We start from the raw sequence: 26,777 nt of genomic DNA, 5'->3' as shown, positions 1-26,777 counted from the left end.
TAAAACGAGATAAAATTTCGCATTTCGGCGATTTTATGACTTTATACGACCATGGATGCGATGACAAGATCACACGCATTAGCCAGTGATTGTGCCATCTATCTGGGCGACGGGACAGATGCCCTTACGCTCCAACGACCAGCTTGTACGCGATCGCCCACATGACCAAGGCGATGACAGCCTCCAGCAGCCGCCAGGCGGCGGGGCGGGCGAAGATGGGGCGCAGCTTGGTGGCGCCGAAGCCCAGCGAAAAGAAGAACAGGAAGGAGCCGGTGATGGCGCCGGCGACGAAGGACGCCTGGAAGCCGTCGAATTGGGTGGAGATGGTGCCCAGCAGGACCACCGTGTCCAGGTAGACATGCGGGTTCAGCCAGGTGATGGCCAGGCAGGCCAACAGGGTCTTGCCCAGCCCATGTCCCTGCGCCTGGCCCCCCACGGTCAGCGCGCCGGTGGAGCGCCAGGCCGACCATAGGCTTTTGGTCCCGTACCAGGCTAGGAAGGCGGCCCCGGCGTAGCGCATGACGGGGTCCAGCCAGGGCAGCCAGGCGGCGGCGGTGCCGAAGCCCGTCACCCCCACCCCGATCAGGATGGCATCCGACAGGGCGCAGGCCAGGCACACGGCGAAGACATGCTCATTGCGCAGACCTTGGCGCAGCAGGAAGGCGTTCTGCGCGCCGATGGCGACGATGAGGCTGAGCCCCATGCTCAGGCCCGCGATGTAAACCGAGATGTTCATGGTGGTAAGGCGAAATCCCAGAGGTGGCTGGGCCTTGTGATAAGTGCCGCCCTGGGATTAGGCTAATTAAATCAGTTAATCCAAGTTTAGCGGAACTTAGCCATGATCGATTACGCGGCGGCGCGCGCCGTGGCGCTGGTGGTGCAGACCGGCAGCTTCGAGAAGGCCGCCGCCGCGCTGAACGTCACCCCCTCCGCCGTCTCGCAGCGCGTGAAGCAGCTGGAGGAACGGCTGGGCGCCGTGCTGGTCGAGCGGGGCACACCCTGCACCGCCACGGAAAAGGGCGAATGGCTATGCCGCCACATGGACCACGTCGGCCTGCTGGAGCGGGAGCTGACGGCCCATCTGCCGGGCTTGGTCGACCCGGCGGCACCAGTGCCGCGCGTGACCCTGGCCATCGCCGCCAACGCCGACAGCCTGGGGACCTGGTTCCTGGCGGCGGCCACCGCCTTCACCCAAGGCTGCGACCATCTGCTGAACATCATTGTCGACGACCAGGACCACACCGCCGACTGGCTGCGGCGCGGCCGGGTGCTGGCGGCGGTGACCTCGCTGGAAAAGCCCATACAAGGCTGCCGCGTCACGGCCCTGGGCGCGTTGCGCTATCACGCCACGGCCAGCCCGGACTTCATGGCGCGCCATTTCCCGGGCGGGGTGACGGCCGATGCGCTGGCCCAGGCGCCGGCGCTGACCTTCAACCAGAAGGACCGGCTGCAGCATGACTGGATTCGGCGGACGCTGGGCAGCGATGTCGTGCATCCCACCCACTTGCCCACCCACTGGCTGCCGTCGACGCAGGGTTTCGTCGACGGCGCCCTGTCTGGGATGGGCTGGGGCATGAACCCCGCCCAGCTGGTGCGCGGCCATCTGGACGCGGGCCGGCTGGTGGAACTGGCGCCCGGCACCGTCCTGGACGTGCCCCTGTTCTGGCAGGTGAGCCGCCTGGCCGCCGACCAGCTTGCCGACCTCAGCCGCCGGGTGGTGGCCACGGCCAAGCGCGAACTGGTGTCGCCGGCCTAAAGTAATTTCGCCTTGGGCGTGTGTTGGCCGGCGGGCATACTGCCGGCAACGCGCCACCAAGGGGACCATCGCCCGTGCCCAACCCGATCAATCGCGCCACGCCCGGCGTCTACATCACGGAGCTTTCGGCCTTTCCGCCCAGCATCGTCGGGGCGCAGACCGCCGTTCCCATCTTCGTCGGCTACACCGGGCGGGCCAGCGACCCGGTAAGCCAAAAGCCGCTCCATCTTCAGGCGGTGCCGCTCAGCTCTCTCGCGGACTACACCACCTATTTCGGTGGCGCCTATCCCCAGCCGTTCCAGGTGGCGCCGACGACTGCGGGCACGGCGGATTTCCAGGCGACACCGCCGAATGGCCAGGGAACCGCTTACTACGCCGTCAGCCCCAGCGGCCCGCGTTTCAACCTGTACCTAGCCGTCCAGGCCTTCTATGCCAATGGCGGCGGCAATTGCTACGTCGTGTCGGTCGCGGATTACGGCCAAGGCGGGGTTTCCAAGGACGCCCTGCTGGCCGGCTTGCAGGCCGCCGACGCGCAGGTGGGGCCGACCATGACCGTGGTGCCGGACGCCTGCTTGCTATCCGGTACCGATTATGGGGCGGTGGTGACGGCCATGCTGACACAGGCGGCCACCCTGCAGGACCGCATGGCCGTGCTGGATCTGCCGGGCGCCGTCGATCCGGCAAGCTGGACCGCCGACGGCCTGGCCGCCCAGCGCGACGCCTTCTACTCCGCCATCGCCCCCGCCTCGGATGCCTTCAGCTATGGCGCCGCCTACGCCCCGGCGCTGCGGACCAGCCTCATCACGGCGGGTGACGTCGACTACACCTGCCTGCAGGGCAGCGCCACCCTGGTGCGGGGTCTGTTGGGCCAAGAGGCGTCGACCCTCTACACCGGCGCCAAACTGGCCGAGGTCCAGGCGCAGCTGGCGGCGGCCTTCCCCGAAACGCCCCCGGCCACGGCGCCCAGTGCCAGCCAGATCAGCGCCACCAACCAGGCCCTGCTGAGGGCCCTGCCCCTGCTGGGCACGATCGAAGGCATCGTGGCGCAGAAGCTGAATGTAACGCAGCCAAGCGGCATCATGGCCGGCATCTGGACGGCGAACGACACCAACCGTGGCGTTTGGAACGCACCCGCCAATATGGCGCCGGTCGGCGTGACGGCGCCCACGGTGCTTCTGAACGACGCGCAGCAGGGGGATTACAACGTCCCGCTGAACGGCAACGCCATCAACATCCTGCGCGCCTTCGTCAATCGCGGCACCCTGGTATGGGGCGCCCGCACCCTGGACGGCAACAGCAACGACTATCGCTACATCCAGGTGCGCCGTACCCTGATCTACATCGAGCAATCCATCAAGATTGCCCTGCAACAGTTTGTTTTCGCATCAAATGATGGCCAAACCTGGGCCACCGCCACGGCCATGATCTCCAACTTCCTGACAGAGCTGTGGAGCCAGGGCGGCCTGTTGGGTGACAAGGCCAGCGACGCCTTCAGCGTCCGATGCGGGCTGGGATCGACCATGACCGCGCAGGACATCCTGGACGGCTACATGATCGTTTCCGTGACCTTGCAGCTGGTTCACCCGGCGGAGTTCATCGAGCTGACGTTCAAACAGATGATGCAGGGCGCCTGACCTGTCGCGCCCTCTTGACCTGTAACACGATCAGGATGTCGGCAGCACCGTCCAGCCGTTGGTGTTGGGATCCAGGCGTTTCACCGGCCCCTCGAAACGGCGCAGCAGACCGTCCAACAGGCCGGGCAGGCTTTGATAGCGGTTGAGGATGGCCTGCACCTGCGCCTGGCCCGGGCCGGCGGTCTGGCCCGCCAGGGTGATGGCCTGGTCCAGCGGGATGGCCCGGTGGACGATGATGCCGGGGGCGGCTTGGCGGGTGGCGTTGGGGGCACGGATGTAGGCCAGCAGCGCCGTTTCGTCCACCAGGTGCCGTAGCACGTCATCCAGGGCGTGCAGCACCTCCCCGCGCCAACGGGTGGTGACGCCGCCGATACGCCGTTCCTCCCCGCCATGGGCGTGGCCGGCGCACACCACCTCCGCCAGATGCCAGCGCAGCCGGCTGGCGTAGCCGCCGAACATGTGGGCGTGCTGGTCCTGTTCCGGCAGGCCGGTCCGGGTGACAACGGGGGCCCCGGTGTTGGCATGGCCGAGGTCGATCGACGACAGGCCGTTCCACACCTCGGCCAGCATGCCGCTGTAGTTGGCCATGCGGGTGGGCCAGACAGCGCCGCCGCCGAAGATGTCGGACAAGGCGTTGCGGACCACGCCGACGACATCGCCGAAAACATGGTCACCCTGCATGGGGGCCAGGGGTGGCGCGGCGGTCGGCGCCGGCTCCGCCGGAATCTGGGCGCCCAGCGGATTGGCGAAGGCGCAATTGGAAAGAAGCGGCATGGGAGGTTGAATCCTGTCGGGGCGGACCGGGAGGGGCGGCCCGCTGGATGGGCACACCCTAGCCGGACGAGCCGCCCAAACTCATGCACGCCGAAGCTGTATACCACCCGAGGGACGCGCCGATAGCGACCTTGATCTTGTTGCATATTCCGGTTTCGCCGATGGCGTGCCCGTTGGCCTGCGTCACCGTGGCGTCCGAGAACGGTTCCCCTCTTTCGGGACCGGTGGCAGAATGGGCATCGGCTGTTCACCGCCGCAACGGTGAAGGCCCAGCACGACAATGGATGGCGGTTGACATGATCACGTTCACGCTGAACGGACAGGCGCAGCGTTTCGAGGGCGATCCAGAGATGCCCCTGCTGTGGTATTTGCGCGATGTCCAGGGCCTGACCGGCACCAAGTTCGGCTGTGGCGAGGCGCTGTGCGGCGCCTGCACCGTGCACGCGGACGGCGCCCCCATCCGCAGTTGCCAGACGACGCTGGGCGACCTGTCCGGCGTGGCCGTCACCACCATCGAGGGCCTGTCGCCCGACGGCATGCACCCGGTGCAGGTGGCATGGCGGGAGCTGAACGTGGCCCAGTGCGGCTATTGCCAGGCCGGGCAGATCATGTCGGCGGCGGCCCTGCTGAAGGACACGCCCCACCCCAGCGACGAAGCCATCGACGATGCCATGAGCGGCAACATCTGCCGCTGCGCGACCTACCCCCGCATCCGCGCCGCCATCAAGCGCGCGGCCGGCGAAGTGCAGCGCAAGACGGCCAGCGGCGGGAGTGCGAAGTGATGAACGGCATCACCAACCTTAGCCGCCGCGCCGTCCTGATGGGCCTGGGTGCCGGCACCTTCATCCTGGCCGGTGGGCTCGGCCCGGTCGCCCTGGCGGAGGATGCGCCCAAGAAGTATGGCGGCGACGCCATGCCGGGCGGAGTGAAGGACGACCCGCGCCTATTCGTCGCCGTGGCCGCCGACGGCACCCTCACCATCCTCTGCCATCGGGCGGAGATGGGCCAGGGCGTGCGCACCAGCTGGGCCATGGTCATCGCCGATGAGATGGACGCCGACTGGGCCAAGGTGAAGGTGGACCAGGCGCTGGGTGATGAGGCGCGCTACGGCAACCAGAACACCGACGGCTCGCGCAGCATGCGCCACCACTTCCAGGCCCTGCGCCGCATCGGCGCCGCCGCGCGCCAGATGCTGGCCCAGGCGGCCGCCACGCAGTGGGGTGTGCCGGTGGCGGAGGTGATGGTGGACCACCACAGCCTGGTGCACGCCGCCAGCGGCCGGCGCCTGGGCTTCGGCGAGGTGGCGGCGGCCGCTGCCGCGCTGCCCGTGCCGGCGCGCGAGACGCTGGTGTTCAAGGACCCGGCCAAGTTCCGCTACATCGGCCGGGGCGACGTCGGCCTGGTCGACGGCTTCGACATCACCACCGGCCATGCCACCTACGGCATCGACGTGCGGCGGGACAACATGCTGTACGCCGTGGTCGCCCGCCCGCCGGTGCATGGCGGCAAGCTGGGCCACTACAACGTGGATGAGGCGCTGCAGGTGCCGGGCGTGCTGAAGGTGGTGGTGCTGAACAACGCGCCCCCGCCCTCCGGCTTCCTGCCCAAGGGGGGCCTGGCCGTGGTGGCGGAGAACACCTGGGCCGCGCTGAAGGGACGAGAGAAGCTGAAGGTCACCTGGGAGGATGGGCCCAACGCCAGCTATGACAGCGCCGCCTACCGGGCGGAGTTGGAGGCGGCGGCCCGCGCCCCCGGCCAGGTGGTGCGGAATGTGGGTGACGTGGACGGCGCGCTGAAGTCGGCGGCCAAGCATGTCACGGCGGAATACTACATCCCCCATCTGGCCCAGGCGCCCATGGAACCGCCGGCCGCCGCCGCCCAGGTGACGGGCGACAAATGCGAGATTTGGGGCAGCACCCAGGCGCCGCAGACGACGCGCGAGACGGTGGCCAAGGTGCTGAGCATCCCGCCGGAGAACGTGACCGTCCACCAGACGCTGGTGGGCGGCGGCTTCGGCCGCAAGTCCAAGCCGGATTACATCGCGGAGGCAGCCCTGCTGTCCCGCGCCATGGATGGCCGGCCGGTTAAGCTAACCTACACCCGCACCGATGACCTGCACCACGGCTTCCTGCACACCGTGTCGGTGGAGCGGCTGGAGGGCGGGCTGGACGCCAAGGGCAAGCCGGTGGCCTGGCTGCACCGCACGGTGGCCCCGTCCATCGGCGCCACCTTCACCGCCGGCGTGAAGCATGAGGGTGCCTCGGAACTGGGCATGGGCGCCGTCAACACGCCCTGGATCGTGCCCAACCTGCGGGTGGAGAACCCGGAGGCGGAGAGCCACACCCGCATCGGCTGGTTCCGCAGCGTCTCTAACATCCCGCACGCCTTCGCGGTGCAGAGCTTCGTCGCCGAACTGGCGGAGGCCGCGGGGCGCGACCCCAAGGATTTCCTGCTGGAACTGATCGGCCCGGCCCGCCAGATCAATCCGGCGGACCTGTCGGACAGCTGGAATTACAACGAAGACCCGGTGGCCTACGCCTATGACACCGGCCGCCTGCGCGGTGTGGTGGAGCGCGCGGCCAAGGAGGCCGGCTGGGGCAAGCCCCTGCCCAAGGGCCAGGGCCGGGGCATCGCCGCCCACCGCAGCTTCGCCAGCTACGCCGCCGCCGTCGTGCAGGTGGATGTCGACGCCCAGGGCAAGCTGACCATCCCCCGCGTCGACATCGCCTTCGATTGCGGCCCCGTCATCAACCCCGACCGCGTGCGGGCGCAGCTGGAGGGGGCGGTGACCCAGGGCGTCAGCCTGGCCACGCTGGGCGAGATCAGCTTCAAGGCCGGCCAGGTGCAGCAGAACAACTTCGACACCTACCAGGTCACCCGCATCGACGCGGCGCCCAAGGACATCCGCGTCCACCTGATGCCGGCGACCCAGTACGACGCTCCGCTGGGCGGCGTGGGCGAGCCCGGCGTCCCCCCGTCGCCCCGGCCCTGCTGAACGCCATCCACGCCGCCACCGGCAAGCGCATCCGCAGCCTGCCGATCCGGGACCAGTTGCGGGCGTGAGGATGAGGCGCATTTTCCGGCTAAACGCTGTCTGGACCATCCTCCTGACCAGCCTCGCCCTGGCCCCTGCCCTGGCTGCCTCATTGACGCCGGCGGAAAGCCAATTGCTGGCCAAAATCGCGGATGCTGCCCTGGATAGCAACCGGATGGCGGAGCCGGCCGATCACCGTGCCGCAGGCGGACAACAACCATCACACCGATTTCCTGCCCGGCGATGACCGGACCGAAGCGGTCGCCCTTGCCGGCGTGCGGGGCCCGACCGCATCCGCGCGGACTATGACTGCGGCGACCACCTGCACCCTTCCGACGCTGGGTACCGCGCCATGGCGCAGGCGGCGCTGGCCATCATCGTCCCGTGACCAGCCATGTGTCAGCCCGGCCGCATCCGGCGGTGCAGGGTGCTGCGATGCACGCCCAGCTCCCGCGCGGCGGCGCTGATGTTGCCACGGTGGCGCTCCAGGGCCTGGCGGATGGCGTCCTCCTCCCGCGTCCTCAGGCTGGGCGCCGGTGCCGTATGGGCGGGCGCCAGATCCGGTGGCAGGTCGGCCGGGGTGATCAAGCACCCCGGCGGCGATAGCGCCACCAGGGTGCGCAACAGGTTGGCCAGTTCGCGCAGATTGCCCGGCCAGTCGTGGCGGCACAGGATGCCGCGGGCGGCGGGGGCCAGGCGGACGTCCCGCTCGGCCGCGCCGAAGCTGGCCAACAGGGCGTCGATGATGCCGTCCAGCGGACGTTCGCGCAGGGGTGGCAGGGTCACCACCAAGTGCTTCAGCCGGTAATACAGGTCGGCGCGGAAGCGGCCGTCGGCCACGGCGGCGGCCAGATCGCGGTGGGTAGCGGTGACCAGCAGGAAGTCCACCTTGACCGGCCGGCCCCCCACCGGCGTCACCTCCCCATCCTGCAGCACACGCAACAGACGGGCCTGCAAGGCGGGTGGCATGTCGCCGATCTCGTCCAGGAACAGCATGCCGCCGTCGGCCTGGCGGATCTGGCCGCGATGGCCGCCGCGCCGGGCGCCGGTGAAGGCGCCGTCCTCATAACCGAACAGCTCGGATTCCAGCAAGCCTTCCGGAATGGCGGCGCAGTTGACGGCCACCAGGGGTGCCTGCGCCCGCGCACAGGCGGCGTGGGCCGCGCGCACGAACACCTCCTTTCCCGTTCCCGTCTCCCCCTGCAGCAGAACGGGAATGCCGGCGTCCAGCGCCAGGACGGCGCGGTCCAGCAGGGGCCGGGTGGTGGCGTCCCAGAGCATGCCATCCTTGGCGGTCGCGGGCGCCCGCGCCTCCTTGGTGGCGGCGGGGCGGCGCGCCACCGGGCGGCTCCTGCCCGGCGTGGTGATGCGGGCATGCAGCGGACGGGCGCCGTCGGCGGTGCGCAGGATGCGATCGCCCCGGCCCAAGCCGCCCTCCAGCACACTGTCCAGCCGCACCCGGCCGATGGCCGCGGCGTCCAGGCCCAGCAGGGCCAAGGCCGCCGGGCTGGCCGCGCGCAGCACGCCGTCATCCACCGCCAGCAAGCCTTCCTGCGGCGTGCCCAGCCAGCCGGGATGGGCGTGCAGGCGCACCACCAGCTCATGCCTCTCCGCGGCTTGCGCCGCCCAGCGATGTTCCAGGTGGGCCACGGCCAAGCTGGCCAAGCCTCTGGCGCTGGGACCGTGGGCGTCCGACTGGGCGGCGCGTGTGTCGCCTGACAGATCGATGACGCCAGCCAACGTGCCGTAGGGGTCCATCACCGGCATGGCGGTGCAGATGAGGAAGGCGTTGTCGATGAGGTAATGCTCCGCCCCCCTCACCTGCACCAGCGCGCGCTCAGCCAGGGCGGTGCCCACGGCGTTGGTACCCTCGTCATCCTCGCCCCAGCCGGCGCCAGCCTGCAGGGAGACGCGGCGGGCGCGGCGGACGAAGCCGGCATCGCCCCGCGCATCCAGGATCAGCCCCCGGTCGTTGGTCAGCAGCACCATGCCGCCCAGGTCGCGCATGGCCTGATGCAGGGTGTCCAGCTCCGGTGTCGCGAGATGCATCAGGGTGTGGTGGCGGTCGCGTAGCGCCGTCAGGTCGGCGCGGGACAGCGGATCCTGGCGCGCGGGCCGATCCGCCCGCAGCCCCCTGTCGGCGCAGCGGCGCCAGGACCGGGCGATGATCGGTGGAATGGGGGCGCCGTCCAGGCCGCCAGCCTCCCCCAACCGCTCACGTGCCTTGGCCAGGGCGGTCGCCGGACTTTGCGGGGCGTTCGCCATGCTGATCCTCCCGTTTTCGCGACAGGTGTCGCGGACGTGTCGCGCATCGCGACAGGTCCGGCGCCTGTCTTTGGAGGGAAGCATGGGGCAGATCGGCGGCCCCCGCAACCCGTCCTAAGTGCCAGGGGTTAAGGGCTTGATCCGGCGGCATTCCTGAAAGAGCCAACGCCGTTGGCACGGCGCTTGCCATTAAGAGGCCAGCGCAAACCGCCCGCCTGAGGCGCAAAACAAGCTGGAGGACACGTTACATGGCCAAGATCGCCCCCGGACAGTATGGCAGCCCGGTCTCGTTCAAGAGCCGCTATGGCAATTTCATCGGCGGTGAGTGGGTGCCGCCGGCGTCCGGCGAGTATTTCCAGAACACCACCCCCATCACCGGCCAAGTCATTTGCGAGATACCGCGATCGAACGCGGAGGATATCGAGCGCGCGCTGGACGCGGCGCACGCCGCCAAACGCGACTGGGGCCGCACCTCGGCTGCCGATCGCGCCCGGGTACTGGAGCGCATCGCCCAGCGCATCGACGACAACCTGGAAACCTTGGCGACGGTGGAAACCTGGGACAACGGCAAGCCCATCCGCGAGACGCGCGCCGCCGACATTCCCCTGGCCGCCGATCATTTCCGCTATTTCGCCGCCGCCATTCGCGCGCAAGAGGGCGGCATCTCGGAGATCGACCACAACACCATCGCCTACCATTACCACGAGCCCCTGGGCGTGGTGGGCCAGATCATCCCCTGGAACTTCCCCATCCTGATGGCGACGTGGAAGCTGGCCCCGGCCCTGGCCGCCGGCAACTGCGTGGTGCTGAAGCCGGCGGAACAGACGCCGGTCAGCATCCTGGTGCTGGTGGAACTAATCCAGGACCTGTTGCCCAAGGGCGTGCTCAACGTCGTCAACGGCTTCGGTGTCGAGGCCGGCAAGCCGCTGGCCAGCAGTTCCCGCATCGCCAAGATCGCCTTCACCGGGGAAACCACCACCGGCCGGCTGATCATGCAGTACGCCTCGCAGAACCTGATCCCCGTGACGCTGGAGCTGGGCGGCAAGTCGCCCAACATCTTCTTCGACGACGTGGCGGCCCAGGACGACGCCTTCCTGGACAAGGCCATCGAGGGCTTCGTCATGTTCGCCCTGAACCAGGGCGAGGTCTGCACCTGCCCCTCCCGCGCCCTGATCCAGGAAAGCCTGTACGGCCGCTTCATGGACAAGGCGCTGGCCCGCGTCCAGGCCATCAAGCAGGGCAACCCGCTGGACGGCGACACCATGATCGGCGCCCAGGCCAGCAGCGAGCAGCTGGAGAAGATCCTCTCCTACCTCGACATCGGCAAAAAAGAAGGCGCCAAGGTGCTGGCCGGCGGCAACCGGGCGGAACTGTCGGGTGACCTCGCCGGCGGCTTCTACGTCCAGCCCACGGTGTTCCAGGGTAACAACCGCATGCGCATCTTCCAGGAGGAGATTTTCGGCCCGGTCGTGGCCGTCACCACCTTCAAGGATGAGGAAGAGGCCCTGCATGTCGCCAACGACACGCTGTATGGCCTGGGTGCGGGCGTGTGGACGCGCGACATCAACCGCGCCTACCGTTTCGGCCGGGAAATCCAGGCGGGCCGGGTGTGGACCAACTGCTATCACCTGTACCCGGCGCACGCGGCCTTCGGCGGCTACAAGCAGTCCGGCATCGGGCGGGAAAACCACGCCATGATGCTGGACCATTACCAGCAGACCAAGAACCAGCTGATCAGCTACAGCCCCAACGCCCTGGGCTTCTTCTGATGGCGGGCCTGGCCATTCCCAACCCGGACAGCCAGGCCGTCGCGGAACCCGGACCATCGGAAACGGTGGCCCGGGCCCCCGTGGTGCGCGTTGACGCGACGCCGGAGGCGCTGGCGCTGATCCAGAGGCTGGAGGCCCGCCACGGCCCCCTGCTGTTCCACCAGTCCGGCGGCTGCTGCGACGGCAGCGCGCCCATGTGCTACCCGCGCGGGGAGTTCATGACCGGCGACGGCGACGTCCTGCTGGGCGAAATCGGCGGCCAGCCCTTCTACATGGGCAAGGCCCAGTTCGAGTATTGGAAGCACACCCGCCTGACCATAGACGTCGTTCCCGGCCGGGGCGGCATGTTCTCCCTGGAAGGGCCGGAGGGCCTGCGCTTCCTCACCCGGTCGCGGCTGTTCACGGATGAGGAGAACGCGGCGCTGAATGGCTAGGCGGCAGCCAACCGCTGGCGCCGGGTTCGGGCGTAATAAGCCAGCCCCAGCGCCAACCAGACAGCCAGCAGGGCGTAGGGCCGCCAGTCGGTGCCGAAGCCCAGGGCGGCGATGACCAGGGCGGCCAGCATGCCCAGGGCCGACAGCGCCTTCACCAGGCCGGGGCTGAAACGCAACCGGGCCTGGGCCCGCACCTCCGGATGCTTGTCCGCCACGTTGTAGGCGGCGAGGCACGAGCCGAAGTACTTCATCATCGTCGGCACGTTGATGGACAGCAGCAGGAACAGCAGGCTGTCCGGCAGCAGCAGGCCGGTGCACGAGGCGAGGAAGGCCACCACCGTGGCCACGTGCGGCGTGCCGAAGCGGGGGTGGATGCGGCCCAGCGGGGCCGGCAGCACGCCGCTGGCGCCCATAGCGTAGAGGAAGCGGGCGTAGACCAGGAAGATGGCGTTCATCGACTTGATCAGCGCCGCCACCGCCGCCGTGACGATCAGGGGCGTGGCCCAGCGGCCCAGCGTGGCCTGCGCCACCATCAGCAGGGGCGCCTTGGTCTGGCCCAGTTCCTCCGGCCCCACGACGCTGAGGGCGGTGAAGGAGACGGCGATGTAGACGACCACGGTCAGCAGCAGGCCCAGCGCGATGCCCCAGGGCACCACCACCTTGGCGTTCCTGACCTCCTCCCCCACCTCGGTCGCCGTTTCGATGCCCAGGAACAGCTGGATCATCAGCGGCAGGGCCGCCAGGATGGGCGTCCAGCCGCCGGTCACCGCCTGCACGAATAGTTCCGGCTTCATCTGCGGGGCGCCGCTGACCACCAGCACTGCGAACAGGGCCAGCAGCATGATCATCAGCACCGTCTGCGCCCGCGCCGCCACGGCCACGCCCAGGTAGTTGAGGGCGAAGATCAGGGTGAATAGGCCCAGAATGACCGGCACCGCCGGCAGGGGCAGCACCATGCCCAGGTAGTTCATCAGCACCCGGCCCAGCACGATCATGACCACGGCGTTGCTGAGCACCCGCAGCCAGACGATGGAAAAGGCGATGACCGGGTGGCTGAACTGCCGCTGCCATTCGTACGAGGCGGCGGTACGCGGCACGGCCGAGGCCATGTAGGCGTAGACCAGGGCGAACAGCACCATGGGCAACGCGGCCAGGCCCGCCGCCACCAGAATACCGGCGCCCCCCACCTGGGTGGCGGGTCCGAGCACGGAGAAGATGGCGGCCCCGATGGCGGTCCCCGCCCCCAGCATCACCAGGTCAATCAAGGTGACGCGCTGTTTCAGGCCGGCCTTGCTGTCGCTCATTAGATCCTGCTTAGTCACTCAGACGGCAGACACCGGCATCCACCGGCCTGCCTTCCTCGATTTCCAGTCCACTGCGCTCCCCGGAACTCTCCGGCTGGCATCACTTGGTCTCGGCGGTCAGGAAAGCGCGCACGTCCCGCGCCAGGGCGGTGCGCGCCTCATTGCCCATATAGGGCATATGGCCCGAAGGGTAGAGATGGGTTTCCGTGCGGTCCTGGGGAATGCCGGCGTGGGCGATGGTGTAGGCGGCGGAGCCCAGGGTCGTCACCAGATCGTAGTAGCCGGCCCCCACCATGACCCGCAGGCGCGGATTGCGGCGCATGGCGGTGGCGAGATCCTTGGCATGGTTGGTCTCGGCGCCCGAAGCCTTGCCGTAGTCCCAGCGGGCGTTGACCGTCCGGAAGGAAATGGCCTCATAGGGCTCCGCCACCGTCACGCCCAGGTCGTGACGGATGTAGTCATTGAAAGCGCCGACGAAGCCCGGAACGTACTGGCCCATGGCCGGGTCGTCGGCCACCGGATCCTCGGCGCTGCCGGCCAGCGGCAGGGTGTAGCGGCCATCGTAGGCGCCAACCTCCTGGCCCTGCAGCAGCTCATGGGCGAAAACCCCGGTGCTGATGCGCAGGTCGTTGGCCTTGATGACGGCGACCGACAGGCCAGTCAGGCTGGATAGTTCCGCCGTCACCGCCTCGCGCTCCGCCTCCGGCAGGGTGTTGCCGGCATAGAGCGCCTTCAAGTAACGGTCGGCGGCGAACGCTCGTGCCGCGGCCACCTGGCCCTCGGCAGTGCAGCCGCTCGGCCCCTTATGGTGGTAGCAGGCGGTCGCCGCCAGGGTGGGCAGAGCCGTCAGGACACGCACGTCATCCCCCGCCGTGCCCGACATGTCCATGGACTGTCCCAGCAGGATGATGCCATTCAGGGTCATGCCGTCCATGCTGCCCGTGGCCATGGGCCCCCCGGCCAGCAGGCGGGCCACCACGGCGGCCCGGATGGTGCCGTAGCTTTCCGACATCAGGTACTTGGGCGCGTTCCAGCGGTCATGCTCCCGCGTCCAGCGCTCAATGACGTCCACCGTCATCTGCGCATCCTGCGCGGTGCCGTAGAACTGCTCCGGCTTGCCATCCGGCAAGACGCGGCTGTAGCCGGTGCCGGGCGGATCAATCAGGACAATGTCGGCCACGTCCAGCGGACTGTCGGGGTTGTCCACCGTGTGGAAGGGCGGCGTGGTCGGCGGGTGCACCGGGTCGGCGAAATCCACCCGCTTGGGGCCGACGAAGCCCATGTGCAGCCACAGGCTGGCAGAACCCGGCCCGCCGTTGAAGACGAACACCACCGGCCGTACGGTGCCCTTGGGCACGTCGGTGCAGATGTAGCTGGTGGTGAAGACGCTGGCCGTCTTCTGCCCGGCCGGGTTGGTCAGGATGGTTTCCGCCACCGTCGCCGTGTAGCGCAACTTCCGCCCGTTGAAGGTGCCGCTGTGTTCGGAGGTGAACACGCGGGGTGCGGCGGCGGGCCCCCCGCCCGCCTCCGCTGCGTTCGAAGCGTTGCCAGACAGACAGGCCAGCATAACGCCCGCCATCAACGCCGTCTTGTAGTTGCCCATCGTCATGTTCCCTCAAGCGCCGGGCGCCGGCATCCGCCGGCTTGGCTTATCCTCGCTTTCCAGTCCGCTTCGCTCCCCAGAAACCTGGCGGCATGAGTGGGAACTCATGCCGCTGGAGCGTCTTGGCTCAGTCGCCCATGTCATCGTCATGGCCGCCGCCGAACAGGCCGGGCGCGCCCAGGCTGTCACCGGGGCCCTCCATCACCTTGGGCACCGTTACCGGCGGGGCGTCGGCGAAGGGCTTGATGCTCAGCGACTGGTAGATTTCGCTGGGGTAGTAGATGGCCCCGCCCTTCATCACCAGGCGCGGCTTCTTGACCGCGCGGATGTCCTGGGTGGGATCGCCGGCGATCAGCACCAGGTCGGCCAGCTTGCCGCGCTCCACGGTGCCCAGATCGCCGTGGCCCATGTACTCTTCGGGCGACAGGGTGGACAGGCGCAACACCTCGGCCGGGCTGATGCCGGCCATGGTGTACAGCTCCATCTCCCGGTGCACGGTGAAGCCGGTGACGTCGTCCGTGCCCGGCAGCAGGCGTATGCCCTTGTCGTGCAGCAGCTTCAGCGTCTCCAGCACTTTACCAAACGCTTTCACGTAGGCCTGGTCGTCGGCAGGCGACTTCAGCGGCACGAAGGTGCGCTTGCGATAGCGTTGATAGCCGATGGGCATGTTGTCGAGGTAATCGACATCGCCGGGCGGGGTCACCCCGGCGCGGCTCAGCATCAGGCGTTCCAGGATGACGGCGGTGGGGTCGTGGGCGATGTGCCCATCCACCATCAGCTTCACCGTCGCCTGCACGGGCGCCGAGTTCAGGTCCAGGTCCGCAGCGCGCGCCATGGCGGTCAGGCGCAGGGGCGTGCGGGTATCCTCCTCCGGCTTCAGCAGCCAGCCCAGCATCAGCTGGTTGATGTGGGTGATCTCGCTGTAGCCATCCCTGATGCAGCGGTCGGGCGTGTCGAAGGCCGGCACGTGGCCGGTGACGGTCATGCCGCGCTTGTGCGCCTCGTCCGCAATGGGACGCACCCAGTCCGGCGTCATGGAATTGTAGATCTTGATCTGGAAATAGCCGCGGTCGGCATACCAGTCCACGGCCTTGACCGCGTCGGCCACCGTTTCCGGAATGATGCCGAAGCGGGCGGAATAGGGGCTGCGGCCTTCCAGGAAGCCGTTGGGCGTGATGCGCGGCCCCGCCAGTTCCCCCGCCTCGATGCGGGGCATCAGGTCTTGGAGGAAGGCGTTGTCGTTGCCCATGTCCCGCGTCTCGGTGACGCCGGCCGCCAGATAGAACAGCCCGGAATCGAGCGTGGTGTGGGAATGCATGTCGTGCAGGCCCGGCATCAGCGTGCCGCCCTGCCCATCCACGATCACCTGGTCATCAGGTTGGGGCCCATTGCCACCAGATGGGTCCTGGTCCGATGGCATCACGGCGGTGATGCGGTCGCGCAGCACGATGACGGTGGACAGGCCGCCCAGCGTGCCGGTGCGCGGATCGAACACATGAACGTTCCGGATGCGAACCGGTTGGGTGTAGCGATGGGCCAGCGCCTTCTGCCGGTCGCGTGCCAGCGTGCGCTCCGCCTCCGCGCCCAGGGCCTGGATGGCGTGCGCCTCTTTCTCATGCCCCTGACGGATGGTCAGATAGTGGCCGCCGAAGGTGGCGAACAGGCGGCCCGCCTTGTCCAGCAGCACATAGTCCGGCTGCAGGTTCACGCCCTCAATGCGATAGAGCGTCAGGGGCACGGCGTCCTTGCCAGCACCCAGCGTGGTGGCCTTGACCTTCACCAGGCGCATGGTGCCGGCAGGCAGCAGCGGCAGGCTGTTGCCCGGCGCCTTCAGCAGGGCGCGGGCATAGACGCCAAGCGCCCAGGGACTGTCGTCGTTGACGACGTACAGCGGCGCCTTGGCCGCCGGCATCGCCCCCTTGTCCGCCTGGCTGGTCCAGCTAGCCTGGCCGCCTTCCCACTTGAAGCTTTCGTTGACGCTGCCCCCCATCAGCGACGTGCCGCCCACCGTCCAGCTGGTGGGAATGCCGCCGGCACCGATGGTGAGATTTTCCTTGTGCTTCGGGCCCCGGCCGTTGTCGTCGACGTAATAGTCAACGCTGACCGACGCGCCGTCGGTCGTGCCGGTGACGGTGCCGATGTTCTCCCCATTCTGAACGATGACCAGCTTTTCGGTGACGGCGGCGGCCTGCGCCGTCCCGGCGGTCAGGGCCAGCGCGGCGGCGCCGTTCAGCCAGAGGACGGTCGCCAGATGGCGGGGGAAAACGCGCGTGTTCATGCCCGGTGCTCCTGCTTCTTCCCATCAGGCCGGTTGCCGGCCCAGCCTGTCCGGCGCGTCGATGGCGCCGCCGGACCAGAATCCCTGTATTGGGGAAAGCCTATCGCGGGCTGGGGGGATAGATTATGCCGATATGTGGAAAACCACTCCGGCGCCGCATAAACTATGGCGCCGTGGTATCGATCCCGGCATAAGGGTGCCGTCGCCGCCGGCACCCCCGCCCCCCTCAGTGTTGGGCGCCGCCGGCCGTCGCGGCGCCGCCGATGTGCAGCTCGAACCAGGCGATGATGCGGCGGTTCAAATCCTCAATGTTTTCCGCCTTCTGCATGACGTGCCCCTCATCGGCGTAGACGATGAAGCTGGTCTCCACGCCCATGGCGCGCAGGGCGTGCCAATATTCCCGCGTCTGCATCACCGGGGTTTCGATGTCGCGTTCCCCCACATGCAGCAGGGTCGGCGTCTTCACATTGCGGATGTGGCGGATGGGCGACAGCCGGTCGTAAATCTCCGGATCCTCGTACGCCGACTTGCCGAAGAAGGGGATCATCCAGCGATCGATGCCGTTCTGGCCGTAGTAGGAATACCAGTCCGACAGCCCGGCGCCGATGGCCGCGGCCTTGAAGCGTTGGGTCTGGGTGATGGCCCACATGCTCATGAAGCCGCCATAGCTGCGGCCGAAGATCATCAGGCGGTTGTCGTCGATGGGCGCTTGCGCCTCCGCCGCATCGATGCCGGCCATGATATCGCGTAGGTCGCCGCCGCCGAAGTCGCGGATGTTGGCCCGGGTGAACGCCTCCCCCTGGCCGAAGCTGCCGCGCGGGTTGGGCAGGAACACGGCATAGCCGGCCTTGGCGAAGGCGGCCATGACGTCGCCCCAGACGAAGCGCGGCGTGTGCGCGGCCGAGGGGCCGCCGTGGATGTTGACCACCATGGGCCGCTTGGCGCCATCCGCCACCAGCGTCCGGGGCGTCACCAGCCAGCCCTGGACGTTCAGGCCATCGTTCTTCCAGCTGAGGCTGCTGACGGTGACCAGCGGGGCCAGGCCGTCATTGTCGTGGGTGATGGCGGCCAGGTCGCCCAGGCGACCGTATTCGATGCGGGGACCGAAATCGAAGCCCTCCGCCACCCAGGCGGCGTGGGTGCCGTTGCGGTCCAGCGCCACCCGGCCATCGCCGGCCATGCGGGTGGCGGCGGCGGTCTTGACCTCGGTGATGGTACCCTTGGCCGGGTCAACCACGGCGCTGCCGGTCTCGCCGCCCACGGTGACGCCGGCCACCAGGCGGTTGCCCCGCCAAGCCAGCGAGGTCACGGTGCCGGCATAGCCGGCGGTCACGTCCTTGGGCTCCCCACCCTTGACGGGCACGGTGTAGACATCGCCCCCGAAGGAGCCGAAGTCGCTCATCAGCCCGCCGATGAAAGCCACCGTCTTGCCGTCGGGCGACACGCGCGGAAAGGCGATCTGCGGCCCTGTACTGATATTCTGCGGGGCGGCGATGACGCGGGTGACGCCATCGCGACCGAAGGCGCGCAGGCTGGCGACCCACCAGTTGTTGTCGCCGTTGCCCTCGGCGGCCGTGGCGACGAAGCCCTTGCCGTCCGGCGTCCAATCATACTCATAGACGTAGGTCTTGTCCGGGCTGACCAACTGCACGGCACCGCTGGCCACGGTGACGACGGCGATGCGCTGGACGTCGTCGCCCTCCCCCTGCTCACCCACCTGGCGGGCACCGGCGTGGGTGGCGCCCGCCTCCTTCTTGGCGTTCTCCGTCACCAGCAGGGCGATTTCCTTGCCATCCGGCGACCAGCGCGGCGTGCTGGCCAGGCCCTGGATGACCGTCAACGGGCGCACCGTCCCGCCCTCCACCAGGTACAGGACGGCCTGTCCACCGGAGCTGCCGACGAAGGCCAGGACCGTGCCGTCCGGCGACCAGGCGGGGCCGGCGTAACGGCAGGCGGCGCAGGGATCCAATTTCAGCGCTACGGCGCCATCTGTGCCGCGCACCACCACGGTGCCATGGCCGGCGCTGCCGGCCCCCTCGGCCTTGTCGGCCTCGACCGCCGCCAGGTGCTTGCCGTCGCCCGACAGGCTGAGGCCAGTGTACTGGTGCGAACTGGCGGCCTGCGCGCCCCCGGCCACCCCAGACACCGCCAGCACCAGGCCGATCGCCGTTGCCCCAACAAACCCGCGATCAGCGCCCCACCAAGAAGCCATGCATCATCTCCTGCATCCGAACCTGCCCCGCTTCCCCGTCGAAGGGGCTGTGGCCCGCATCGAAGGCGGCAACGGTCACGCGGTCAAGAGGAATGCCGGCCCGGTCGATGGCGTAGCGGGCGGAAAGCAGTGGCACGGTCATGTCGTAATAGCCGCCGACCAGCAGCAGGCGGGTCCTGGGCTGCGCTTTCATCACCGGCGCGATATCGGGTGCGGCATTGAGGTAGAACCCGTCCTCGCGCCTGGCCGGCTGGAAGTTCCAGCCAAAGTTCACGTCCAGGGTCAGGGACACATAGTCGCGGTCCACCGGCACGTTCAGCTCACGCTTGAAATAATCGGTGGCGACGCTGGAGGTGATGACGTTGGTGCGCCCCAGCCCCAGCGCCGGATCCTTGGCGGCAGCCGGGCGGTCGGCGGGCGCGTCCTTGGGCGCGGGGCCGGTGACGCGGCCGTCCAGGCGGCCTACCACCAGGCCCTGGTCGGCCAGCAGCGTCTCCAGGAACTTCTGCGTGCCGATGCGCAGGTTGGCGTCGGCGATGGTCTTGGCCGGCAGGCCGATCAGGTCGCCCAGGCGGGCGGCCACGGCGTCGCGCTCCGCCACCGGTAGCCGGCCGCCCTTCAGCAGGGCCAGGGCGTAGGGCCCCTCGGCATAGTCGGCGGCCACCTGGAACACTTGGTCCGGTGTCTGCGCGTCGATCTTGGCGCGGCCATGCTTCCAGGCCGTCACCGCCATGGCCGGCAGTTCGAAGATGTGTGGCAGGTCGTTGCCGGGGTTTTCCGCCACCGCCGTGAAGTCCAACGCGGGGGAGACGAGGATCAGGCCGGCGATGGGCAGGTCGCCCACGAACTTCATCATGGTGGCCAGGCGGAAACCGCCATAGCTCTCGCCGGCGATGTAGACGGGGGAGCCTGTGCGCCCCTGGTCGCGCAGCCAGTCGCGGATCAGACCCAGCACCGCCTGGGCGTCGCCGTCGGCATTCCAATAGGGGTGGCCGTCGCCGCCGGGCAGCACGCGACTGAACCCGGTGGCCACTGGGTCGATGAACACCAAGTCGGCGTCGGCCAGCAGGCTGTGCGGGTTGTCGGCCACGGTGCGGTTGCCGTCCGCGCCCTTCACGATGCTGCGCGGCCCGAAGGCGCCGAAATGCAGGGGCGAGGATGAGGCGCCGGGCCCGCCGTTGAAGACGAACAGCACCGGCCGGGTCTTCACCGCCGGACTCGCCACATAGGCGGTGGCGGAGATCGAGGCCAGGGGCTTGTCGCCCGCGTCCTTCAGCACCTTCTCCGCGAAGGTGGCGGTGTAATGCACGGTCTTGCCGTTCAGCACGACGCTGTGCGGCGTTGTCACCGGCCCTAGAACGGGCCCCGCGATCTCCGGCACCGGCACGCCCTGCGCCATCACGGTGGCCGGTGCGGCTGTCATCATCAGGCCCAGGACCAGCCGACGCACCCGTTTGCCCATCATAATTTACCCACCCGTCCGTCTTGAATTATTTGGCTTATTTAGGCGCGCGCGCCCGGCACTCGATCTCGGCGCCCGCAGATGGACGGCCCCATCACCGCCCCATCCGACCTGGCATTTCTCTCAACAAACCCAACTGCCAAAACTCTCTTTTTCACAAATGACTTGAGCGTCCGACCTAAGCGTGGCCGAGCGCGGCGAGCAGCCGGTCGATATCGGTGTGGTCGTTGAACACCGAAGGGGTGACGCGGAAGCGGTTGCCGCCGACCGTCATCTTGATCTTGCCCGCCGCCAGCTTGGGCGCCAGCTTCTCCCGCGCGTTCTCATAGGCGCAGGTGACAAGGGGCGTGGTGGCTTCGGGCGGGGTCATCAGGGTGTAGCCCAGCTTGGGCAACTCCCGCTTCAGCCGGCCGATCAGGTCCTGCGCATGCGCCTGGATGACCGGCACGCCCACACCCAGGATGTAGTCCAGGGAGTGGTCAAGCTGGGCGATGACCGTGTGGGCGTGGGTGCCGTGGGCGAAGGTGCCCTCCGCCGTGTCGGCGTAGGCATAGTCGGCGATCATGTCGCCCGGCGGGTCGAAGGGATAAATGTGCGGCTTGAACGCGCTCATCCCGTAATAGCCGTATTCCGTGCGGGCCAGCCGCGCGCGGGCGGCCTTGGTCCCATAGACGAAGCCCAGGCCGAAATCGCCCATCAACCACTTGTAGCTGGCGCAGGCGGCGAAATCGACGCCGCTGCCTTTCAGGTCCACGGGCACGCAGCCGGCGGCGTGGATGACGTCGGCGTAGACCAGGGCGCCGTTGGCATGCGCCAGGTCGCACACTGCCTTGAGGTCATGCTGAAAGCCGTTGATGGTGGAGACCAGGGACAAGGACACCAGCCTGGTGTCCTTGCGGATGGCCTGCTTCAGGTCCCCCAGCAGGATGCGACCGTCCTTGGGCTCGACCCAGGTGACCTCCACCCCATGGCGCTGCATCTCCTCATACAGCGGCAGGGAGCCGAAGAAGTGCAGCGTGTCGGTGACGATGTGGCCGCCCGATTTGGGAAGGCCCAGGCCGCGCAGCACCATCTGCTCCCCCGCCGTGGTGCTCTGCACATAGGCGATGTCGTCGGCATCCGCATTCACTAGGCGGGCGAACTTCTCCCGCACGCTGTCGTCGGGCAGGTCATAATGCGCCGCCGCCGGGTCCAGCATGCGCTTGGACAGGTAGGCGTCGACGGCGGCCTTGGCGCCCGTGCTGACGGGGTGCTGGGACCCGCTGTCGAGATAAACCAGGTCGTGGGGGAAAAAGGACGCCTTGTCCGGAAAGCGCGTGGGCAGGCTGGACTTGGGCGCGGTTGGCGCGATCTGGGCATCCACGGCGGCCGGCACGATTTCGGCCATGGTGAGGGTGCCGGCGGCCAGCATCACGTCCCTGCGCGTCATTCTCATCCGTGTCACTCGTGGGGTTGGAAAGGCGCCCGTTGGCCAGAAGGTCCCCTGGCTGGAACCCATGCTAGCGAAAACCGTGGGGCATTTTTGGCGAAGTTGCGGGCGTTTGAGCGGCAGCGGGGAAATTTTATCCGTGAGCCAGATTGCTGGCGCATGGATATGCCCAACGGTGGCATGAACAGGATTACCCTTCCGCTCACCTGGGGATGGTGCGGCGGTATTTCTGACCCGCGTTAGCATCATCCAAGCATAAATCCTGCGAAGGACGGTCGATGTCGCGGAAATCTTACCGGAGGAGTGGCGGCTTTGCCGGGAACTCCGGAAAGAAAAACCCCAATCCCTGCCTTAAGGTGGATTTGGAACAGGATGACAGGGAAGATACCCATGGGTTTCGCGCCGTCCGGCCTTGCCGTTTTCGATGCCGCCGCCGTCCACGCGGGCCTGGGCTATGACGCGGCCATCCCCGCCGTCCGCCAGGCCATGGTGGCTCTCAGCACCGGCCGCGTGCGCCAACAGTTGCGCAGCTTCATCGGTCTGGGTGCGGGCCGCACGTTCGCCATCATGCCGGCGGCCTTCGTCGGCGGCGAGCGGCCGGGCTATTTTGGCGCCAAGCTGGTCAGCGTCTATAACGACGGCCAGGGCCGCAAGGCGCATGAGGGCCTGGTGGTGCTGTTCGATGGCGCCAGCGGCCGCCCCATCTGCCTGGCGGACGCGGCGGAGGTCACGGCCATCCGCACGGCGGCGGCCAGCGCGGTCGCCACCGGTGCCCTGGCCCGGCCCGACGCCGACACCCTAGCCGTGGTGGGTATTGGCCGCCAGGCCCTGGCCCACGCGTTGGCGCTGAAGGCCGTCCGCCCCTTGCGCCACATCCGCGTCTGGGGCCGCGACCCCGCCAGGGCCCGGGCCTTCGCGGCGGAAGTGCAGGCCGCCACCGGCGTCGACACCCAGGCTTATGACACCGCGCAGGAAGCGGTGGCGCAGGCCGCCATCGTCTGCACCGTCACCGCCGCCACCGACCCGGTGCTGCGTGGCGCTTGGATCGCCCCCGGCACCCATGTGAACGTCGTGGGTTCCAGCGGCCCCGCCCAGGCGGAGGTCGACGCCGACCTGGTGGCCGCCAGCCGTTTCATCGTCGACCATCGCGAGCATGTGCTGGTCCACGGCGGGGAGTTCCTGCGCGCCAAGGCCGCCGGTGCCATCAGCGACGACCACATCGCGGCGGAGATCGGCGCCGTGCTGGCGGGCGAGACGCCGGGCCGGCAGACGGCGGAGCAGATTACCCTCTACAAGTCCCTGGGCCACGCCGTGCAGGATCTGGCCGCCACCGCCTGGCTTTACGAGAACGCCCCCCATCCTGGTAACCCGTCCCTGCCTATCGTGGATGGGCACACGGTGGTGGATCGCCTGGACTACGACACCTGCATCCCCATCGTGCGCCAGGCCATGACCGCCCTGTCGAACGGGGAGACGCAGCAGCTGCCGCGCGGCGTGCTGCCCCTGGACATGGGACATATGTTCGGCGTCATGCCCGGCGCCCTCGATGACGGGCCCTTCGGCGCCAAGCTGGTGGCCGTGTTCCCGGATAACTTCGACAAGGGCCTGCCCTCGCACCAGGGCGTCATCGTGCTGTTCGACCGGGATAGCGGCCGCCCCGTGGGCGTGGTCGATGGCGGGAAGGTCACGGCCATCCGCACGGCGGCGGCCAGCGCCGTCGCCACCGACGCCCTGGCCAGGCCCGAGGCCAGGACCCTGGCCCTCCTGGGCTATGGCGAGCAGGCGCTGACCCATGCCCGCGCCATCGCCCGGGTGCGGCGCCTGAGCCGGGTCACCGTCTGGGGCCGCTCCCCCGCCCGTGCCGCCGCGTTCGCGGCAACGCTGGGTGAGGAATTGGGCCTGCCGGTTCGCGCCGCCGCCAGCGCACAGGAGGCGGTGGTGGACGCCGACATCGTCTGCACCGTGACGGCGGCGCGGGAGCCCATCCTGAACGGCGCCTGGGTCGCCCCCGGCACGCATGTGAACGTTGTCGGCTCCAGCATCGCCGGCCCGGCGGAGGTGGACCATGACCTGGTCATGCGCTCGCGCTTCATCGCCGATTGCCGCGAGCACGTGCTGCGCCAGGGGGCGGAGTTCCTGCGCGCCAAGGCCGCCGGCCTGATCGGTGACACCCACGTGGTGGCCGAGATCGGGGAGGTGCTGGCCGGCCGCGTCGAGGGCCGGCAATCGGCGGAACAGGTCACGCTCTACAAGTCCCTAGGCCATGTGGTCCAGGACCTGGCCGCAGCCTGGCCGCTGCTGAAGAAGGATTGAGGCCATGGCGAACGCGGAACTCGACGCCATCGACATGAAAATCCTGACCCACATGCAGCGCGACGCCTCGCTGACCACGGCGGAACTGGCCGAGAAGGTTGGCATCTCACAGTCCCCTTGCTGGCGCCGGGTACAGCGCCTGCATGACGAGGGCTACATCAAGTCCCAGGTGGTGCTGGTCGACCGGCAGAAGCTGGGTTTCGACATGCACATCTTCGCCCAGGTGAAGATCGCCCGCCTGTCGGAGGAGGAGCGCGAGACCTTTTTCCGCGGCATCCAGAACATCCCCGAGGTGCTGGAGTGCTACACCGTCTTCGGCGAGATGGACGCCCTGCTGAAGATCGTGGCGCCGGACGTGAAGTGGTACCAGGAGTTCATCTTCAACACCCTGATGAAGCTGCCGGGGGTTGAGGACATTCGTTCCATCGTCACCCTGTCGGAAGCCAAGAGCACCACGGCCATCCCACTGAAACCGCGCACGTTCCAATAAACGCCACGCCGGCGCATGGCCTATGCCCGGAACCCAGCGCGGGGCCGGCAATGGGAAAACATAAACCTGCCGCCGTCCGCCATCATGCGGGAACGCGGGGGCGTTTGAGCGGCCGGGGAAACGGCCGGACAGAAAAGGTGGGGACCATCCATGAGAAAACTGACCTTGGGCCTGCTGGCCACCTCCATGCTCACGTTCACTGCCGCCGCCGCCGAAGGGCCAGCACCCCTGGACGTCGTGCTGCGTCCGCACGCCAGCGGCGGCGTGGCCGATCGCATGGACGTGGAGCTGCGCATTGCGCATCCCGGCGTGGCCGCCGGCCAGCCCTTGCTGCGCATGCCCACCACCATCGTCTCCACCCCCACGGCGGGCTATGACGCCAGCGCCATCGTGGCGCGGGACGACAAGGGCTCCCTGCCGTTGACCATGGCGGATGAGCCGCCGACGCCCACCGGCACCTACCGCCACTACGACGTGGGCCGGGCCACGGTGGGCGACGTGGTGGTGCGGTACGGTACCCCGCCCCGCGCCGTCAGCGTCGCCACCCGCAACGGCCCGCTGTTCGACCTGCGCCAGCAGGCGGACGGCCTGATGGGTGCCGGCGTCTATTTCATGGCCCTGCCGGCGGGGGAGCAGCCCTACCGCATCAGCTTGAAGTGGGACCTGTCAAGCATGCCCAAGGGCGCCCGAGGGATCTGGAGCCTGGGCGAAGGCGACCAGTCCACGGTCGCCCCGGCGGAGTTGCTGGCCTTTTCCTTCTACGCCACCGGTTCGGTGAAGAGCGTGCCGGCGGCGGGGAAGAGCGATTTCGGCCTGTACTGGCTGACCCAGCCGCCCTTCGACGTGAACGACCTGGCCACGGGCATCCAGCGCCTTTACGGCTACATGTCCCATTTCTTCAAGGATGACGGCGCGCCCTACCGCGTCTTCATCCGGGCCAATCCCTACCCCGCCGGCGGCGGCACGGCTTCGGCCAAGTCCTTCATGTTCGGCTACGGCGTGGATGGCACCACGGCCGGCGGCGACACCCAGATGCTGCTGGCCCATGAGATGACCCACAATTGGCCCAGGCTGGACGGCGGGGAGCATGCCGCCACCGCTTGGTACACCGAGGGCATGGCCGAATATTACTCCGTCGTGCTGGCCGGGCGCGCCGGCGTGATCGACCAAGCCAAGTTCCTGCGCGTGGTCAACGACCATGCCTCCGGCTACTACAGCAATCCTTACGTGGCCCTGACCAACACCCAGGCCGGTGCCAAGTTCTGGAGCGACGCCCGCGCCCAGCGCGTGCCCTACGGTCGGGGCTTCATGTATCTGGCCCGCGTCGACGCCGAAATCCGCGCCACGTCGGACGGCAAGCGCAGCCTGGACGATCTGGTCTTAGAGGTGCTGGAGCGCCAGCGCAAAGGCGAGAAGGTGGGCCTGGAGCAATGGGTGGCCATGGTGGTGCGCGAGTTGGGCGACGGCGCCCGACAGGAATACGAGGACATGGTGGCCGGCAAACTGATCGAGCCCGCCCCCACCGGATTCGCCCCCTGCTACCGCGCCGTGAAGGCGGCGGAGCGTCCCTTCGACCTGGGCTATGACGAGATGCGCCTGGGTGTGGTGGCCGATCTGCGCGCCGACAGTCCGGCCGCCCAGGCCGGCGTGAAGGAAGGCGACCTGATCGTGAAGTCCAGTCCCAAGCAAGCGCTGATGGACGACCCGGCCAAGCAGATGGAAATCACCATCAAGCGCGACGGTCAGGAGCGGAGCTTCACCTACCTGCCACGCGGCCAGGCCGTGACCAGCTGGCATTGGGAACGCGTGCAGGGGGTGGAGGACAGCGCCTGCCATCTTTGATTGGCTGGGTCGACACATCGGGGGCCGGGTCTTTCCCGGCCCTTTTTTCATTGCCGCCGCTGGGCCTCCGCTGGGCCGCCGCCGGCCGGTGGTTCCCCGAAACCGGCGCTACCGGAGGCCGTTCAAAGCAGGTAGATTTATGCTGGACAGGGGCGGAAGACCCCATGGGCGATACCAG

At 68.4% G+C, this 26,777-nt stretch carries 18 protein-coding genes; 9 read left to right on the top strand and 9 right to left on the bottom strand.

Translation table 11 applies throughout. The features are described 5' to 3' along the window. Positions 1-124 precede the first annotated feature (124 nt). Entirely contained in the window at positions 125-736 is a 612-nt protein-coding gene (locus tag UAA55_RS06105; RefSeq protein ID WP_322951755.1) for a LysE/ArgO family amino acid transporter, read from the bottom strand. Positions 737-838: 102 nt separating this feature from the next. Here UAA55_RS06105 and UAA55_RS06100 point away from each other — a divergent pair, with 102 nt between their 5' ends. Continuing rightward, positions 839-1,756, top strand: a complete 918-nt coding sequence (locus tag UAA55_RS06100) for a LysR family transcriptional regulator ArgP (protein ID WP_322951754.1) — start codon at positions 839-841, stop codon at positions 1,754-1,756. A gap of 74 nt (positions 1,757-1,830) precedes the next feature. Next, a complete protein-coding gene (locus UAA55_RS06095) occupies positions 1,831-3,390 on the top strand; it encodes a phage tail sheath family protein (RefSeq protein WP_322951753.1) in 1,560 nt (519 codons plus the stop codon). A 30-nt stretch (positions 3,391-3,420) separates the two neighbouring features. Here UAA55_RS06095 and UAA55_RS06090 read toward each other — a convergent pair whose 3' ends face one another. Further along, positions 3,421-4,164, bottom strand: a complete 744-nt coding sequence (locus UAA55_RS06090; protein WP_322951752.1) for a hypothetical protein — start codon at positions 4,162-4,164, stop codon at positions 3,421-3,423. Between the two features lie 296 nt (positions 4,165-4,460). Here UAA55_RS06090 and UAA55_RS06085 point away from each other — a divergent pair, with 296 nt between their 5' ends. Further along, positions 4,461-4,946 carry a (2Fe-2S)-binding protein gene (locus tag UAA55_RS06085; RefSeq protein WP_145619162.1) on the top strand — a complete coding sequence of 162 codons (486 nt, stop codon included), beginning with the start codon at positions 4,461-4,463 and terminating at the stop codon, positions 4,944-4,946. Then, the gene (locus tag UAA55_RS06080) at positions 4,946-7,159 is read left to right on the top strand and encodes a xanthine dehydrogenase family protein molybdopterin-binding subunit (RefSeq protein WP_322951751.1); all 2,214 of its coding nucleotides are present in this window, start codon (positions 4,946-4,948) and stop codon (positions 7,157-7,159) included. The genes UAA55_RS06085 and UAA55_RS06080 overlap by 1 nt, the downstream gene beginning before the upstream one ends. A gap of 438 nt (positions 7,160-7,597) precedes the next feature. Here the strand turns inward: UAA55_RS06080 and UAA55_RS06075 are convergent, their stop codons facing one another. Then, positions 7,598-9,463, bottom strand: coding sequence for a sigma-54-dependent Fis family transcriptional regulator (locus UAA55_RS06075; RefSeq protein ID WP_322951750.1), 1,866 nt, complete (start codon positions 9,461-9,463; stop codon positions 7,598-7,600). 248 nt (positions 9,464-9,711) lie between these two features. Here UAA55_RS06075 and adh point away from each other — a divergent pair, with 248 nt between their 5' ends. After that, a complete protein-coding gene (gene adh / locus UAA55_RS06070) occupies positions 9,712-11,232 on the top strand; it encodes an aldehyde dehydrogenase (RefSeq protein WP_322951749.1) in 1,521 nt (506 codons plus the stop codon). Next, entirely contained in the window at positions 11,232-11,666 is a 435-nt protein-coding gene (locus UAA55_RS06065; protein ID WP_322951748.1) for a DUF779 domain-containing protein, read from the top strand. Before adh ends, UAA55_RS06065 begins: the two co-directional genes overlap by 1 nt. Here the strand turns inward: UAA55_RS06065 and UAA55_RS06060 are convergent. From UAA55_RS06060 to UAA55_RS06035, 6 genes are all read right to left on the bottom strand, one after another. After that, a complete protein-coding gene (locus tag UAA55_RS06060) occupies positions 11,663-12,970 on the bottom strand; it encodes an APC family permease (protein ID WP_322951747.1) in 1,308 nt (435 codons plus the stop codon). The two genes, UAA55_RS06065 and UAA55_RS06060, sit on opposite strands and share 4 nt — an antisense overlap. Before the next feature lie 100 nt (positions 12,971-13,070). Next, positions 13,071-14,573, bottom strand: a complete 1,503-nt coding sequence (locus tag UAA55_RS06055; RefSeq protein ID WP_322951746.1) for a S10 family peptidase — start codon at positions 14,571-14,573, stop codon at positions 13,071-13,073. A 127-nt stretch (positions 14,574-14,700) separates the two neighbouring features. Beyond that, positions 14,701-16,851, bottom strand: a complete 2,151-nt coding sequence (locus tag UAA55_RS06050) for an amidohydrolase family protein (RefSeq protein WP_322951745.1) — start codon at positions 16,849-16,851, stop codon at positions 14,701-14,703. A gap of 226 nt (positions 16,852-17,077) precedes the next feature. Continuing rightward, positions 17,078-19,063 (bottom strand): S9 family peptidase, encoded by a 1,986-nt coding sequence (locus tag UAA55_RS06045; protein ID WP_322951744.1) that lies wholly within the window; start codon positions 19,061-19,063, stop codon positions 17,078-17,080. Next, the gene (locus UAA55_RS06040; protein ID WP_322951743.1) at positions 19,041-20,528 is read right to left on the bottom strand and encodes a S10 family peptidase; all 1,488 of its coding nucleotides are present in this window, start codon (positions 20,526-20,528) and stop codon (positions 19,041-19,043) included. The genes UAA55_RS06045 and UAA55_RS06040 overlap by 23 nt, the downstream gene beginning before the upstream one ends. Before the next feature lie 175 nt (positions 20,529-20,703). Further along, positions 20,704-21,954: an aminotransferase class V-fold PLP-dependent enzyme gene (locus tag UAA55_RS06035; protein WP_322951742.1), complete on the bottom strand. Its 1,251-nt coding sequence runs from the start codon at positions 21,952-21,954 to the stop codon at positions 20,704-20,706. 390 nt (positions 21,955-22,344) lie between these two features. Between UAA55_RS06035 and UAA55_RS06030 the strand changes: the two genes are divergently transcribed. From UAA55_RS06030 to UAA55_RS06020, 3 genes are all read left to right on the top strand, one after another. After that, positions 22,345-24,267: an ornithine cyclodeaminase family protein gene (locus tag UAA55_RS06030; RefSeq protein ID WP_322951741.1), complete on the top strand. Its 1,923-nt coding sequence runs from the start codon at positions 22,345-22,347 to the stop codon at positions 24,265-24,267. Positions 24,268-24,271: 4 nt separating this feature from the next. After that, entirely contained in the window at positions 24,272-24,757 is a 486-nt protein-coding gene (locus tag UAA55_RS06025; RefSeq protein ID WP_088874735.1) for an Lrp/AsnC family transcriptional regulator, read from the top strand. A gap of 150 nt (positions 24,758-24,907) precedes the next feature. Further along, positions 24,908-26,599: a M61 metallopeptidase family protein gene (locus UAA55_RS06020; RefSeq protein WP_322951740.1), complete on the top strand. Its 1,692-nt coding sequence runs from the start codon at positions 24,908-24,910 to the stop codon at positions 26,597-26,599. Positions 26,600-26,777 lie beyond the last annotated feature (178 nt).

It is taken from the genome of Nitrospirillum guanabarense (assembly GCF_034653355.1).
Taxonomy (GTDB): domain Bacteria; phylum Pseudomonadota; class Alphaproteobacteria; order Azospirillales; family Azospirillaceae; genus Nitrospirillum.
This window is presented reverse-complemented; position numbering and strand designations above follow the sequence as displayed.